Source organism: Pseudomonas sp. 22072, from assembly GCF_052046095.1.
GTDB lineage: Bacteria > Pseudomonadota > Gammaproteobacteria > Pseudomonadales > Pseudomonadaceae > Aquipseudomonas > Aquipseudomonas paracarnis.
Window position 1 is genome coordinate 144,216 of sequence record NZ_JBQEQE010000013.1, and the last position, 14,278, is coordinate 158,493.

The 14,278-nt window shown below is 55.6% G+C and carries 13 protein-coding genes; 3 read left to right on the forward strand and 10 right to left on the reverse strand.

Features of this window, described 5'->3' with window-relative positions:
- Nucleotides 1-144 precede the first annotated feature (144 nt).
- The gene (locus tag ACTJLA_RS15750; protein WP_003189553.1) at nt 145-1,071 is read left to right on the forward strand and encodes a LysR substrate-binding domain-containing protein; all 927 of its coding nucleotides are present in this window, start codon (nt 145-147) and stop codon (nt 1,069-1,071) included.
- Between the two features lie 46 nt (nt 1,072-1,117).
- Here the strand turns inward: ACTJLA_RS15750 and ACTJLA_RS15755 are convergent, their stop codons facing one another.
- From ACTJLA_RS15755 to ACTJLA_RS15785, 7 genes are all read right to left on the reverse strand, one after another.
- Nucleotides 1,118-1,522, reverse strand: a complete 405-nt coding sequence (locus ACTJLA_RS15755; protein ID WP_054920030.1) for a hypothetical protein — start codon at nt 1,520-1,522, stop codon at nt 1,118-1,120.
- A 27-nt stretch (nt 1,523-1,549) separates the two neighbouring features.
- Entirely contained in the window at nt 1,550-2,437 is an 888-nt protein-coding gene (locus ACTJLA_RS15760; RefSeq protein WP_233098214.1) for a hypothetical protein, read from the reverse strand.
- A gap of 110 nt (nt 2,438-2,547) precedes the next feature.
- Complete coding sequence (locus ACTJLA_RS15765) at nt 2,548-3,732, reverse strand: amidohydrolase family protein (RefSeq protein WP_089041235.1); 1,185 nt, start codon at nt 3,730-3,732, stop codon at nt 2,548-2,550.
- An 18-nt stretch (nt 3,733-3,750) separates the two neighbouring features.
- The gene (locus tag ACTJLA_RS15770) at nt 3,751-4,770 is read right to left on the reverse strand and encodes a TauD/TfdA family dioxygenase (protein ID WP_440841560.1); all 1,020 of its coding nucleotides are present in this window, start codon (nt 4,768-4,770) and stop codon (nt 3,751-3,753) included.
- Nucleotides 4,771-4,912: 142 nt separating this feature from the next.
- Entirely contained in the window at nt 4,913-6,040 is a 1,128-nt protein-coding gene (locus tag ACTJLA_RS15775) for a fatty acid desaturase (RefSeq protein WP_314549546.1), read from the reverse strand.
- Nucleotides 6,041-6,144: 104 nt separating this feature from the next.
- Nucleotides 6,145-6,681, reverse strand: coding sequence for a hypothetical protein (locus ACTJLA_RS15780; protein ID WP_052199952.1), 537 nt, complete (start codon nt 6,679-6,681; stop codon nt 6,145-6,147).
- A gap of 14 nt (nt 6,682-6,695) precedes the next feature.
- Nucleotides 6,696-7,655, reverse strand: coding sequence for an isopenicillin N synthase family dioxygenase (locus tag ACTJLA_RS15785; RefSeq protein ID WP_034126602.1), 960 nt, complete (start codon nt 7,653-7,655; stop codon nt 6,696-6,698).
- A 278-nt stretch (nt 7,656-7,933) separates the two neighbouring features.
- Between ACTJLA_RS15785 and ACTJLA_RS15790 the strand changes: the two genes are divergently transcribed.
- Nucleotides 7,934-8,893: a LysR substrate-binding domain-containing protein gene (locus ACTJLA_RS15790; protein WP_089041232.1), complete on the forward strand. Its 960-nt coding sequence runs from the start codon at nt 7,934-7,936 to the stop codon at nt 8,891-8,893.
- A 32-nt stretch (nt 8,894-8,925) separates the two neighbouring features.
- Here ACTJLA_RS15790 and ACTJLA_RS15795 read toward each other — a convergent pair whose 3' ends face one another.
- The 3 genes from ACTJLA_RS15795 to ACTJLA_RS15805 form a co-directional block, all read right to left on the reverse strand.
- Nucleotides 8,926-9,861: a LysR family transcriptional regulator gene (locus ACTJLA_RS15795; RefSeq protein ID WP_034126603.1), complete on the reverse strand. Its 936-nt coding sequence runs from the start codon at nt 9,859-9,861 to the stop codon at nt 8,926-8,928.
- Nucleotides 9,862-9,998: 137 nt separating this feature from the next.
- Nucleotides 9,999-11,186 carry a cyanate transporter gene (locus ACTJLA_RS15800; protein ID WP_314549556.1) on the reverse strand — a complete coding sequence of 396 codons (1,188 nt, stop codon included), beginning with the start codon at nt 11,184-11,186 and terminating at the stop codon, nt 9,999-10,001.
- A gap of 182 nt (nt 11,187-11,368) precedes the next feature.
- Complete coding sequence (locus tag ACTJLA_RS15805) at nt 11,369-12,991, reverse strand: 5-guanidino-2-oxopentanoate decarboxylase (RefSeq protein ID WP_181124674.1); 1,623 nt, start codon at nt 12,989-12,991, stop codon at nt 11,369-11,371.
- Between the two features lie 111 nt (nt 12,992-13,102).
- Between ACTJLA_RS15805 and ACTJLA_RS15810 the strand changes: the two genes are divergently transcribed.
- The gene (locus ACTJLA_RS15810) at nt 13,103-13,975 is read left to right on the forward strand and encodes a LysR substrate-binding domain-containing protein (protein WP_314549564.1); all 873 of its coding nucleotides are present in this window, start codon (nt 13,103-13,105) and stop codon (nt 13,973-13,975) included.
- Nucleotides 13,976-14,278 lie beyond the last annotated feature (303 nt).

Below are 14,278 nucleotides of genomic sequence, written 5' to 3' on the forward strand. Positions count from 1 at the left end.
CCCGCTCCCACATTTTTAAGCGCAGCGGCAACCTTCAAACGCAGATTTACCGTCCCCAACCCGTTTATTGAGCAGTACGCACATAGACGCAGCCCCGCAGCCTTCCTAAACTGCCGCTTGTCTTGGGGAAAGGGGCAGGCGCCGATGAATCGCAATGAATTACGCAAGGCTGACATCAATCTGATGGTGGTCTTTGAAGCACTGATGCTCGAGCGCAATGTGACGCGGGTGGCGGAGAAGCTGTTTCTCGGCCAACCGACCATCAGTTCGGCCCTCAACCGCCTGCGTACCCTCTTCAACGACCCACTGTTTATTCGTGTCGGCCATCGCATGGAGCCTACGGCGCGCGCCGAGGAGATCATCCAGCACCTGTCGCCGGCCCTCGACTCGCTGTCTTCGGCCCTGAGCCTGACCCATGATTTCGACCCGTCCATCAGCACCATGACTTTCCGCATCGGCCTGTCCGATGACGTTGAGTTCGGCCTGCTGCCACCCTTGCTACGGGCCTTGCGTCAGGAAGCGCCGCAGGTGGTGTTCGTGGTGCAGCATGTGGATTATTGGCGCATTCCCGACCTGCTGGCTTCTGGCGATATTACCGTCGGCATCACCCAGACCCGCGGGTTGCCGGCCAATGCCAAGCGCAAGCTATTGCGGCACATCCGCCCGTGCCTGCTGCGCGCCGATGCCTCGGACACCCCGCTGACCCTTGACGAATATTGCGCACGGCCCCACGTGCTGGTGTCCCACACCGCCAATGTGGCCGGGTTTGCCGATGAGTGGCTGGCAGAGGTGGGCCGCAAACGCCATGTAGTGCTCTCGGTGCCGCAATACAGTTCGTTGCCGGCCTTGCTTGCCGGCACCGACATGATCGCCAGCCTGCCGGATTACACCGCCCAGGCTATGGCCGCCAGCGGGAATCTGTTCTGCGAGCCGTTCCCGTTCGAAACCCCGACCCTGGATTTGTCCATGGTGTGGCTCAGCCACGTTGACACAGACCCGGCGGAACGCTGGATGCGCTCGCGGCTGGAGGCATTCATGAGTGATCGCGGGTTGGTAGCGAATAAAGCCTGAGGTTTATACCCGTGCTAGGGGAAGGAGGGGGGCGCCTCAAGAACGGCTAATCCTGAACGTGCTCTTCTTGAACGGGGTTGCCAATCAGCGACGCACGCAAAATACGGATGCGTTGTTCGGAGTGATAGGCGCCTGCTTCCGTAAACCTGAGGAATGCTCGCGCGCAACACTTACAGCCCCAGACGCTTGAAATATTATAAGGAAAGAAATCAAAGCAGATAGGCGCGTCTTCAGACCAGAAATGGGTACCGTTCGGGTGGTATTCCTCAAGGCTGAGTTCTTGTGCCCTATCGGTCGGGATTTCGCCTATGAAGCGCAACAGGCTGCTCGCCTCGAGTGTTTTGGGTAAGGTTTCCCACCCCTGCGACAAGCCCCGAATACAAGAGCAGGCAGTAGTCTCCAGCGAAGAGCGTTCGGCAATCTGCCTGATATTTTCTGGCGTGAGTATCATTTTTATGCAGTTCCAGGCAGTAATAGCTCAGATTCGATTCTTGCTTAAAACCAGTTTATTCAAATAGCTTTCAACTCTGGGTAAAACAAACTGCAGTATCTTCGGCATGGTGTGAATAGGCAGTTGGCAGCATGCAAAATACAACGCCATTGTGGGCGATAAGCTGACACCAAGAGCAGACCATAATAGTCCAACATTTCTATTGCCACCGTTGAGTGCCATGGTGAACTTGGCGATCAATGACCCGGGATATAAGCAGCCCATGAGGAGCTGCAGGCAGACGTTGATGCAATAGGCAATGGCGATCATCGAGATGGCCAACGACGGGGTCTCCAGAATTACCTGCTGCATGCCCGCCATCGTGCCTACTGCAAAGAGGAAAAGCGCGATGACGACAATACCGTCAATAGCCAGGCCGTGCGTGGCGACGAAGGTGTGCGAAAAACGACGTATCAAAATAGCAGCGCCTTCGGCGCCTCCTATCAACACGGCCAGTCTGATCGCCAGATCAACGGGGTTCAAGGAGAGTGAAAGGCCATCAGCGAATAGGTGGAGTATCAGCGGAGCGGTGACAGGGATAATTGCCATTGAGCAGAGCGCAGTCACCAGTGACATGGAAGGGTCAAGCCCGAGCATTCTCGCGACGGCTGCATTTCCGCTGGCGGGCGGGGCGGCAACAGCGATGGCTATCGCAAGGGAAAGTTCTTGATTGCCGGTGAGGTAAAGCGAAAGCATTCCAAAAATATAAGGGCAAGCCACCACCATCAGGGCTGGAAATATCAGGGATATTTTCAAGTTTCTGGCTGCAGTGATGACTTCAGCGTTGTTAATACGCAGGAGAGTGCCCAGGACAAATATGAAAACCATGACGGGGAGCAATGGCCTCGCCAAGTCTGCAAGATAGGGAATAGCCAATCCAATTGCGCAACCGCATGCGAGTACGGTAGGCCCTCTGCGCGTAATTTCGGGCAGAATTCTATGCATATGAGTGCTCTCGAGGCGACGTCCCTTTCGGGACGCTGCTATTAGGTACGCAGAGTTATTTCAGGTGTGACAGATGGCGGTGGCGAGTTTCTGGATTGCCTCACGACCAGGCGCCCATCGATCAGAATCGAGGTAATACTTGGAAGGTCACCACTGCTGAAACTTCCAAGTACGCTGGGTTGCGCTCCTCCCAAAGGCCCACAGGCGATCAGAATGTCGGCTTCTCTTCCGACGCCCAGAATCCCCCGATTCAACTTTCTCACCTTGGCGGTGTTACCCGTTGCGAAACAGACGGCCTTTTCCGGTGGAACGTCGCCGAAACTACTGAGCAAGGCAATTGCCCTGAGCATGCCAAGCGCGGGAACCCCACATCCGGCAGGGGAATCCGTGCCAATGACGATACGGTCCAGTTGGTTCATTTCTCGTGCGTAATTCAGGGTGGTGACCGCCGCGAACTCGTTGCCGTTATGTACGATTTCCAGGGCACCCAGACAGCCTTCACACAGGCATCTGATTTGGCTGGGTGCCAGTGCGGTATAGCCGCCATTGATGTGCCCGATGATATCGGGCGCAATTTCAAGGATCTCTTCTGCACCCATGCTCTGGGAGGTAGAAATTGAAGGACCGCCCGTGTGGGTAATGGAAGTCATGCCGTGTTTGCGAGCCATCTTGACCAATTCAGCTGCACGACTGACTGACTTGACCGGGCCTATCCCGACCTCTCCCAGTTGGTTGATGCCTTGAGCAACCATTGCGGCGAAATCCTCATCCGAAAACTCATCGTTGAGCAGTGGCGCGCCGGCTTCCATTTTTATTCCGCTAGGGCGCGCATTGGAGAAAGAGCGCTGCGCTGCGATTGCCATGGCGATAGTACCGACCCTGTCGGTCGGTAGCCCCGGAACGTGCACTTCCCCGGCAGAGATCATGGTCGTCACGCCGCCCTGCAAGGAGTGCCAGATCCAATTGTGGTTGCCAGAGCGCGGGCTGTACTCACCCAGGGTCGGGTGAGTGTGGTTGTCGATCAAACCTGGCATGACCGTGCTCTGCTTGGCGTCAATCAGCAGGTCTGCATGTGAAAAATCCACATCTGCTGCCTGACCCACGTAGGTGATCATTCCATCAACACTGACGAGGGTATCTGCTGTAATGAGTGGAGACGCGAGATCACCCGTGAGGAAAGTGCCTATATTATGAATAATTGATGTATATGGCTTATGGTTCGACATTTAATTTATCTCTTTATATCATCGAGTAACGGGTTCGAAGATCCGCGCGCCACACTTGTTGAATGAACGGAAGTTCCACAAGTTGTTCGTGATGAACAAACGCTGGATCCAACGATACGCATGCCCCTCTGGATCGAAACTGGGGGTGAACTTGTCACGCGAATGGAGGATGAAACGATTGTTGATGTACACCAACTTGCCAGGTTGAATGTCCAGCGGCTGAGCTACGCTTTTAAGCGCGTTGTAAAACCTCAACAGGGTATTTTGTGCTTCGTGATCAGCGGCAATTACCATGTCCGGGTAAAACGCAGCAGTGACTCTAGGGTGAGTCAGCGGGCCGCTCAGAATTGGGTACACATTAGTTTCTTTCGCGCCTGCGGCACTGTTCCTCCAGCGGTAGGGCTGACGAATGATGAAATGTTTGCCATATAGGATTTCAATATCGGCCTGTTCCATAACCTGAAGGGCTTCCCTCGCATCGGCCACCCAGGTTTTCGGGCCCACCCCGGCAGGGTCACCGCGAACGCCGAGAAGCAGAAGAGCCAGCGGCGAGGTGTCTCCACGGGAGTCATAAGCCTGAAAGGCATTTTCGGTGTGCAGGTCCAACTCCAGGTCCGAACCGTTGCCGGTATACTCGCCTACGGCCTCCGGATGCGGTACCAAGTCATTGACCAGCTTTGGCCCCTCATGCTTGATGGAGTAGGGCTCCGCTATCAAACTGCCCAGGGCAACCAGCACATTTTCAGAAAGATAACCACTTTTGAAGTTCAAGCTATTAGCGTCGCCTTGCGGGCTGCCAAATGTGTCATCAATCGGAAGGTTCTCAAATACACAATAAGAAGCATCGTCATCTTTAAGTGATTCAAGCTTTTTTAGAAGTCGCGCGGGAAACTTTTGATAAGCGGTCATGCGAATGAGGTGGATGTAGTCTCGCCCGCCCGTTGGCTCGTAACAAATGTCTATGAGCGCGTCCCGAATACTCTCTTTTTCAACAGCCGTCAGCCAGAAGCTGTTGGCGTCTGCACATGAATCGTCCACACGCACTCCTTTATAGATCTGATTGATTTGTCATGAGTTGAGTTATAAGTAAGTTACAACTTTCAAGCGCTGAGGTGGGGGTCTCCGTATCCACGACCTGACAGTGTCCATGCTTTGATAAGGCCCGACCTGAGTGGGTGACTCAACCTAAGAGCTTATCTGTGTACGCACCGGTGAAATGGTGGGTGTTAAATTGGCCATCAGCATCGTAGGGTTGCCCTTCATCGGTGCTGATGATTCTTGATAACCGCCCACGATGGTAGGCAGTCATGAAGTTGAAGAATGGCGTGCTTTCTTCTCTTGTTTCCGTTATTCCGTAAAGCCTCAACTGTTTGGTTATGGCAGCTTCCAGTTGTGGCAACATATACCAAGGGCATGTTGGAAAGCAGTGGTGGGCCGCGTGGTAACCAAAATTCAAAATAATCAGATTGAGGAAGGTAAACTTTCTTGCCACCGGTACGGAGAAGGTATTCTGGATTTCGTAGTGTTTTCCATGGGTTAGCTTTTCTCCCGCCGTATACACCTGCTGGAAAGAATGCTGGAAACAGTCGACGAATCGTACGATGTGTATCCTAAGGAAGGAGGAGGCTTGCCATACCACCACAAGTATCAGGGAGAACCGGGCAAACGTAGCGAAGGCTACAATGTAAATGCACAGGCTTCCAATACCCCTTGCAACTTCGCGCCTGCTGCCACTGAATATCACGGAGTAAATATTGGTAAGCTTGATCACATAGTAGAAGGCGGGAAGATATATTTTTTCTGCAACAATGATTGCACTGAATAGCCTCGGATGAGCGACAGCAAAGTGACCACTATCGAACCCACCAATATCAATTTTTTCGGCATGATGGCGAACATGATCTTTTCTATAGGCTTCAAATGAAAAGAAAGAGAGGCCGTTAAGGAAAGACAGCAACTCTCCGATGACAGAATTGACTTTCTTCGACTTGAAAACAGAATTGTGCGCGCAATCGTGGCTCAGGTACCAGGACCAGATTTTGGCAAGGGCAATCAAGATAATCGCACCGAGTACCGCAACGATCTGTTGAGTATACGCCAGGAATATGCCCCCTACAGTGAAGGATGCTATTGCACTTAGTATCATCACCGATGGCAACAGTCTTCGCTCTTTAGCTATTGAAATAAGCAGGGTTTTCACGTTGGCGTCTTTGATGGCGCGCAGATAATTATCAGCATACAGTAAAGACATCTCATCACCTTCAAGAGCAAAATCACTGAAACGCTTATTGAGCTGGTAACCGATCATGCTTGGACAGGTGTAATCACTTCCGTGCGCATGTGGAACTAACGGCGGGGTTTGAGTATGTGTGCATACACAATGCCAAAGATGTATTGCAGGTGTACGGCTGGCTAGGGTTCTTTTGCTGTTGCATCTGGCACCAGTGAAGGTGGTACTAGCGAGACCGTAGCGTGCGTATCCGCGTCCACGGGTTGTTCGCTGCTACTGGATTTGTAGCCGATCAGTATCACGCCGACGATGCACAATAAAACACCGGCAATATTTAAATAAGAGAGTCCTTCTTTAAGCAGAAATACCCCGATGAAGCCGAGCGCAATATTGATAATGGCGCCGGTAACGATATTGCCCGTACTGAGGTCCCATCCACTGCGATACATCATCAAAAAGCCGATTTCCATCATCAAGATGCAAAACGCGATGCCTCCCTGAAGCCAGGTCATTTGCTTCAAGCCCGCGAGTAACGTTCCACTGCCCAAAAAAAACGGCAACATCAAGGTGGACAGGATAACGATCGCCACATAAATACTGACAATTGAAACCAAGGGGTTGATCGTAGACGGTATTTTCTTCATGAGCATGTGATAGCCCACGGTGCCCAGTATCGCTACGATCGCTGATAGATAGAATGTGTATTCTTTACCTAGCACGTTCAATACTCCTACTAGTTGGGTTCAAGTTCACGAAATGTGGTGGTTTCCAAGAACCTCTGGTCCATGTACTCACCCGCGATGATCGCTCCGTATTTTGCAGGACTGCCGTCTGCGCAACAGCTGGGCAGGCACTCCACTTTGGCGGTGTAGTCTGGGTCCATAAAGAACGCCGCCGAATGGCGTAATTTGCCGGAGGTATTTATCACTCGATGCAGCGTTGCCTTGTAACGGTCATTCGTCCAGCGAGACATTAGATCCCCGACATTGACGACAAAGGCATTTGGGATGGGTTTGACTTTGATCCAGGTGCCGTTGGCACTCTGTACCTCTAACCCCCCGGTGGCACTTTCCGAGATCATCGTGATCCAGCCGAAGTCTGTATGCTCTCCAGCACCCATCGGCGCTCCCTGCGTATATTGGGTGGAGGGATAACGCAGGACTCTCAATTGGGCCATCGGCTTCTTGAATTTATCATCGAAGTAATCGATCGGCATATTGAGCGCAAGGGCGAACACGTTTAGCAGTTTTTTTCCGAACGCAAGCATTTGCGAGTGATATTCCCTCATCGCAAGCTTGAAGTCGGGTAATTCCTCTGGCCATACATTGGGGCCGTAAAAAGGTAATTTGGCTTTTACGAACTCGTCGTCAAGCGACAAGTCCGCGGCCATGTCAAAACCCTCTTTGACATCGCCCAATATGCCATCCGACTTATCAGCGCCTTCGCTAAAGTAGCCACGCATATAGGGGGATTTATGAATTTCGATTTTTTCCTTGGCCTGAACAGGCAGGTCAAAAAACGATTCTATTTGAGAGAAGACAGTTGAAATAAGCGTGTTATCTACACCGTGATTGACGACGGTGAAAAATCCGACCTCCCTGCACGCGTTGTCGATCTCCTTTACTAGACGTGGTGATATCTCTGCTCCCTGCGTCAAACTACCGACGTCAATGATAGGTATGTTCTTTTCCATGAATGCACCACTTGCTCTAAAAAAGGCGCAACGAGACCTACTCCATGAACGCTGAAGTGCACTCAGGGATAGACCGTATATAGGCCAGTGTCATTTAGTTAGACTAAAGAATTTCGTCAATCCGCAAGCGCAGTCAGTATGGACTCGACATTCTCGATCGACGCGCCTCCTGTTACCGGCTAGGTGGCGTAGCCTAGAATTCACTTCTATGAAAGCGAAGGCAAATCAGATAAAGTAAGCCTGGCTTAGTTTTTTTACCATGGAAGGGGGATTGATTAATGTTCGCAAAATTGCCGTTGACAGCCATTCGTGCATTTGAATCTGCCGCAAGACTCGGTGGGTTTAAAGCAGCCTCCGCGGAGTTGTTTGTTACCCCAGCGGCAGTATCACAACAAATAAAAACACTTGAAAACTTACTGGGCAGTATGCTTTTTGTACGCACTCCCCACGGTGTTCAACTCACAGCGAACGGTGAGAGGCTATATTCAAAGGTGCATCTTTCGTTTCTGGATATAAGCGGTAGTATGTCTTCGCTCAAGCCACCCGCCGACTCCAACACACTCCGAGTTTCTACCACGCCGGCATTTGCGTCTTTATGGTTGATCCCTCGGCTGGCGAAGTTTTATAGCGAACATCCAGACATTCATGTCAGTGTTGAAACCAGTAATGAAGTGGTGGATTTGTTTCGTGACTCATCTGTTGATTTAGCGATTCGTTGTGGGTTTCGCGATTTTCCAGACTTGTACAGCCACGCGCTTATGCGCGAACAGTTTGGTGTTTTCTCTCATGCCCACTGGAGGCAAGAGGAAGTTAAAACTTCGTTGAAACTTATAAATATACGTTGGGCGACGTCATCGCCCGCTTCAATTAGTTGGGCGTCCTGGTGCGCGGCTGCGAATCATGAAAGTTGGCTATCAAACGCGGCCTATCGTGAATACAACGATGAGCATTTTGCGCTCCAGGCCGCTATTGCCGGGCATGGCTTGACGCTGGCGAGCACGGTCTTGGCGGCAGACTATGTTGCGAATGGATTGCTGATTCCTTACAGACCCGACATCAAGATTCCGGGCGCGCAGTTTTCAGCTGTATGCGTGCCGGGGCGTGAGCGTTCAGGTGCCGTAAAGCAGTTTCTGGCGTGGATGGTCAAAGTAATAGCAGACTGCCATATCGATTGCCCTGTCGCTCGGGATGTCGCGTCACAGGCTGTCACTAAGCGCCGAACGTCACTGGCTATCTGATTAGGGTGTGGAGAGCTTGATCAGGCGCGTTCCTATAACAAACCCTGATCCGCACACACCTTCACCACTTGTTCCCGAAACCAGGTATTGGCGCTGTCCTGCCCACTGGTTTCGTTCCACTGCATATCCAGGGTGAACCCCGGCAAACCGTTAGGTGCTTCGCAAACACCGAATGCCGGCGCCGGTGCCAGTAACTTTTGCACGCGGCGGGGCAAGGTGACGATGAAGTCGGTGCCGGCAATCATCTTCAATGCCGCGCTGTAGCTGTTGGCCCGTGCAATCACCTGACGCTTGCGGGCCTGGCGCGCAAGCCAGCCATCGATCATGTTGGTGTCGGAGGTCCACGGCGTAGGGAATACGTGGCGCCGCTCAACGAAGGATTGCAGGCTGAACGCCTGTTCTCTCGGCGCTGAGCGTTGGTCGCACACGCAGACCAAGTCGTCCTCCAACAGCATCTGGGTCTTGAAGTCTTTGTGAGCGCGGTGAAAGTGCGGGCCGAAGCAGATCACCAGGTCCAGGCGACCCTCACGCAGGTCGTCGGCGGGGATGTCGGTCTCCAGCTTCTGCACATTGACGATTACCGGCAGGTCGGCATGGTCGAAGCGCTTCAGCAGGCGCGGCAGGATCAACTGTTCGAAATATTCCGGCGCGCACACATTGAAGGTCACGGCCTGTTGGGTCGGATCAAAAGCTTGGCCACCGGCATGGCACAGGTTGATGCTTTCCAGAATCTTGTGCACGTGCTCGTACATGGTGGTGGCCTTGTACGTAGGACGCATGCCTGCGCGGGTGTTGATAAACAGCTCATCTTCAAAGCTGGTGCGCAGCTTCTTCAGGCTATAGCTCACGGTGGACTGGCTGACGAACAGCGTTTCAGACACCTCGGTAACGCTGCTCTGGTCGTAGACGGCGATAAACACCATCAAATCCTGCATATCGAGCTTTCTGAGCAAGTTACTGTTTAGCATCGGTTTCGTCCGTAAACCCTTTGTACCGAACTCAGTACAAGACTGAGCAAAATGTTAACGGAACGCTCGTACCAATAGAAAGCTCTGTAGGACCCTTCAATGTTTTGTGTGGGACAAAAAATGTTTGTAATACGACGTCAGCGGATATGGCGTGGGTAATGCGCCGGGTTGAAACGCATAACGATCAGCAGCATCAGCCCGCTCACTGCCATCAATGACCACCAGGCCCATTCGAAGCTGCCCAATTGGTCGCGGATCATGCCGGCAATGAGCGGCGACAGGCCGGCGATCAGATAACCGATGCCCTGCACAAACGCGGTAAGGCCACCGGCGCGGCGCGGGTTGTCGAGGTGGTCCAGGGACAGGATCAGGCTCATCGGAAACAGGCCGCCAATCCCCAGGCCGAGCAGGCATGGCCACAACAGGCTCCAGTGTTGCGGGCTGAGAATGAGCCCGCAGAAACCCAGGATGATCAGCACCAGCAACACCGCCACCACGCCACGCTTATCCTGGCGGCGGTTGGCGATGGCCGGGGTGACCAGGCCGGAGATCACTTCCATGGCGGTCAAGAAGCCCAGCAGCAAGCCGGCATTCTGTTCACTCCAACCCTGCTCGACGTAGTAGGGCGCCAGCCACGCCAGCACACAGGTGTAGGACGCGGTGCCGAGGCCAAAAAAGATCGCCAGCAACCAGGCGCGGCGATTGCTGAAAAAAGCCTCCTGAGGGCCCGAGCCGGCTTGAGGCAACGGCGGCAGTGCCGCACGCTGGGCATACCAGAACACCAGGGCCAGCAACGCCAGCAGTGCCCAGATAGCCAGGCCGATACGCCAACTGCCGGTCCGGGCTTGCACCAACGGCGAGAACGAAGCAGCCAGGGCCGCGCCGCCCATGATCGCGGTGACATACAGGCCCATGAATAACGAGACATTGGCGCTGAACCGCGACTTGATCAGCGCCGGCATCAATGCCTGAATCAGCGCAATGCCGACTCCCGCCGCGATGGCACTCACGATGAGTTCCAGTGCCGAATCCAGGAACAACCGCGACAAGGTCGCCAGCCCAATCACCAGCAGCGACAGCACAATGCTGCGATGCTCGCCCACGCGCTTGGCCAGGCCCATGCCAAAGAACATCGCCAGGCCCATGGCCATGACCGGCAACATGGTCAGTAAGGCGGCGCTGCTGAAACTTAGCGGCACATCCTCACGAATCGACGCCAGCAAGGGCCCCACGGCCGCCATCGAGGGGCGCAAGTTGAGAGCGACGAGCACTACGCTGATCATCAGCCATAGTGCGGAGGTGGATTTTGCCTGAACGTTTTCCATGGGCCTGCCTTGAATGAACAAGGGCGAATCAGGCCATGGAGCGTGCAGCGGGGCAAATCAGAAAGTCGCAGGGGCTATTGAAAAAATGCGGATGCCGAGGGGTGAGGTAAGCGCGCATTGGGCGCTGGCTGGCAGGGCGTCACGGGAGCAAGCTCCCTCGCCACAGGTCCAGCGTTGCGGGATTACAGATTCGTCAACTCCCACCGCCCCTGGTCGATTTCAAGCAGCGTCGGCCCCTGGCGATCAGCAGCAGCATGCAATGCGGTGCGAAGATGTTCGATGCCGCGGATGCTTTCTGCCGCGCAACCCAAGGCCGTGGCCACGCCGATAAAGTCCGGCGTGTAGATGCCCACACCCACCGGCTCGATGTCACGGTTGACCATGTATTTCTTGATCTCTTCATAACCCTGGTTATTCCACAGCAGCACGATCACCGGTGTACGCGCTTCCACCGCGCTGGCCAGCTCCGGCAGGGTAAATTGCAGGCCGCCGTCGCCGATCAGGCACACCACCGGTTGGCCATCGCCGCGCCCGAGCCAGGCACCCATGGCGGCGGGCAGGGCATAACCCAGGGTGCCGTAACCGGTGGAGGAATTGAACCAGCGGCGTGGGTGGTCGAGGTTAAGGGTCAGATTGCCGCTGTACACCGGTTGAGTGGAGTCGCCCACGAACACCACGCCGGGCAATTCCTCCAGAACGGCGTTGAGAAACCGGGTTTGCGCACGCGTCGCAGCGTCCCAGGCAGGTTCCAGGTCGGCCCACAAACGGGCGACGCGTGCTGCACCCCAGTCGGCAGTGCGCGGCGCCGGCGGCTGGCGGTTGATTTCGGTAAGCAGGGCTTGGGCGGCAATGCGCGCATCGGCCACCAGTGCCACTTGGGGCGGGTAGTTTCGTACGGTCTGGTCCGGGTCGATATCGATGCGCAGCAGCGTTCCGGGAATGTTGAAACCGCCGGCGAAGGTGACGTCGTAGTCGGTCTCCGCCAACTCGGTGCCGATCGCCAATACCACGTCAGCTTCAGCCACCAAGGCACGGGTGGCGGGCAGTGTCTGCGTGGAGCCGATCAGCAGCGGGTGCGCGGCGGGCAACATACCCTTGGCGTTAATGGTCAAGGCCACGGGCGCGCCGAGGGTTTCTGCGAGGTGGGTCAGTTCGGTGGCGGCGTCAATGGCGCCGCCACCGGCCAGGATCAGCGGGCGCTTGGCCGCAGCCAGCCACTGGCGCATCTGCTCAATGGCAGCCGGGGCTGCGCCGGCACGGGTGACGCTGACAGGCGTGCTGCCCAGCAACGCGTCGGCATTTTCCACCAACACATCCAGGGGGATCTCTATATGCACCGGGCGCGGCCGACCAGCCTGGAACAACGCAAACGCCCGCGCCAGCACGGCGGGCAGTTCGGCCGCTGACATCAAGGTATGGGAGAACGCCGCCACCCCGGCCACCAGCGCGCTCTGGTTCGGCAGTTCATGCAACTTGCCGCGCCCGCCGCCCAACTGGCTGCGTGCTTGCACGCTGGAAATCACCAGCATCGGGATCGAGTCGGCATAGGCCTGGCCCATGGCCGTGGTGATATTGGTCATGCCGGGGCCGGTGATGATAAAGCACACGCCGGGCTTGCCAGAGGTGCGCGCATAACCGTCGGCCATGAAGCCGGCACCCTGTTCGTGGCGCGGGGTGACATGCCGAATACTGGAGCGCGCCAGGCCCCGGTACAGCTCCACGGTGTGTACGCCGGGAATGCCGAACACGTGGTCCACGCCGTAGCGTTCCAGGAGGTGCACCAATACTTCGCCGCAGGTCGCCATACAGGTCGCTCTTGTGATGGATTCGAAGCGCTATTGGAGCGGTTGGCCGGTGGCGGCAACAATCGATAAAAAGTCATACTCGCCATGTTCTCCCGTCATGGCTGCGCCCCAATGAAACGCCTCCCTCCGTTACCTGCGTTGCACACCTTCTGGGTCACGGCCCAGTGCTGCAACTTCACCCGTGCCGCCGAACACCTGCACATCACCCAGGGCGCGGTGAGCCGGCAGGTGGCCGGGTTGGAAAGCCAGTTGGGCTATGCCTTGTTCCGGCGCCAGGCGCGGGGCTTGAGCCTGACGGAGGAGGGGCGCGAATGGCTGGCGTGCGCGCAACAGGTGTTTGGCTTGCTCGCTGACGCGGTGGAGCACATCGGTGACCGGCGCCGCACCTTGCAGCTCAAAGCGTCCACCTGCGTGATGCGCTGGTTGTTGCCGCGCTTGCTGCAATGGCAAAAAGAACGCCCGGATGTGCCGGTGGAGCTCACCACGACGGTGGCCTATAACGTCGACTTTCGTCGTGAGACGTTTGACGCGGCGGTGATCTATGGGCCCATCGCCGAGCAGTCCGCCGAGGCGCGGCACTTATTCGACGAGCGCCTAACGCCGGTCTGCGTGCCTGGGTTGCTGGGCAGTTTGCGTACGCCGCAGGATTTGCAGCATCAGGTACTGTTGCACCCGACCCGAGACGAGCGCGATTGGACGTTGTGGCTCAAGGCTGCCAATGCCTGCTTGAGCGATCCCATCCAACGGCACCACTTCGAAACCTTGGACTTGGCAATGACCGTAGCGTCCCAGGGCTCCGGGGTGGCGATGGGCGACAGTGCGCTGATTGGCGAGGATCTGAAGGCGGGGCGGTTGGCGATGCCGTTTGAACTGCGGGTGTCGACGGGGATGGGGTATTTCCTGGTGTATCCGCCGGGGACGGAACCGTCGGTTGGGTTGGTCGCGCTGATGGATTGGTTGGTCAGTGAAGCCAGTGTGGGATGACAGCCAACGCCAATCTACCTGACTCGCCGCGATCCAAATGTGGGAGCTGGCTTGCTCGCGATGACGGCCTCCCAGGCGACACATATCTACCTGACACCCCCGCAATCCAACTGTGGGAGCGGGCTTGCTCGCGAAGGCGGCCTGGCAGGCGACACAGTTGGATTGTGTACATATCCATTCCTGCGGTAACGGCCACCTAGGGTTCCGCTTTTACAGCGGGTCACTTTTGGAAAAGAGCCCCAAAAGTAACCAAAAGGGCTCTTGCCCCACCACTCGGCACCTCGCCTAGGCTCGGTGTGCCCG

Coding starts and splice junctions, on each gene's coding strand:
- ACTJLA_RS15750 (WP_003189553.1), top strand. CDS start 145: ATGAATCGCAATGAATTACGCAAGGCTGACATCAATCTGATGGTGGTC.
- ACTJLA_RS15755 (WP_054920030.1), bottom strand. CDS start 1,522: ATGATACTCACGCCAGAAAATATCAGGCAGATTGCCGAACGCTCTTCG.
- ACTJLA_RS15765 (WP_089041235.1), bottom strand. CDS start 3,732: ATGTCGAACCATAAGCCATATACATCAATTATTCATAATATAGGCACT.
- ACTJLA_RS15775 (WP_314549546.1), bottom strand. CDS start 6,040: ATGATCGGTTACCAGCTCAATAAGCGTTTCAGTGATTTTGCTCTTGAA.
- ACTJLA_RS15785 (WP_034126602.1), bottom strand. CDS start 7,655: ATGGAAAAGAACATACCTATCATTGACGTCGGTAGTTTGACGCAGGGA.
- ACTJLA_RS15790 (WP_089041232.1), top strand. CDS start 7,934: ATGTTCGCAAAATTGCCGTTGACAGCCATTCGTGCATTTGAATCTGCC.
- ACTJLA_RS15795 (WP_034126603.1), bottom strand. CDS start 9,861: ATGCTAAACAGTAACTTGCTCAGAAAGCTCGATATGCAGGATTTGATG.
- ACTJLA_RS15800 (WP_314549556.1), bottom strand. CDS start 11,186: ATGGAAAACGTTCAGGCAAAATCCACCTCCGCACTATGGCTGATGATC.
- ACTJLA_RS15805 (WP_181124674.1), bottom strand. CDS start 12,991: ATGGCGACCTGCGGCGAAGTATTGGTGCACCTCCTGGAACGCTACGGC.
- ACTJLA_RS15810 (WP_314549564.1), top strand. CDS start 13,103: ATGAAACGCCTCCCTCCGTTACCTGCGTTGCACACCTTCTGGGTCACG.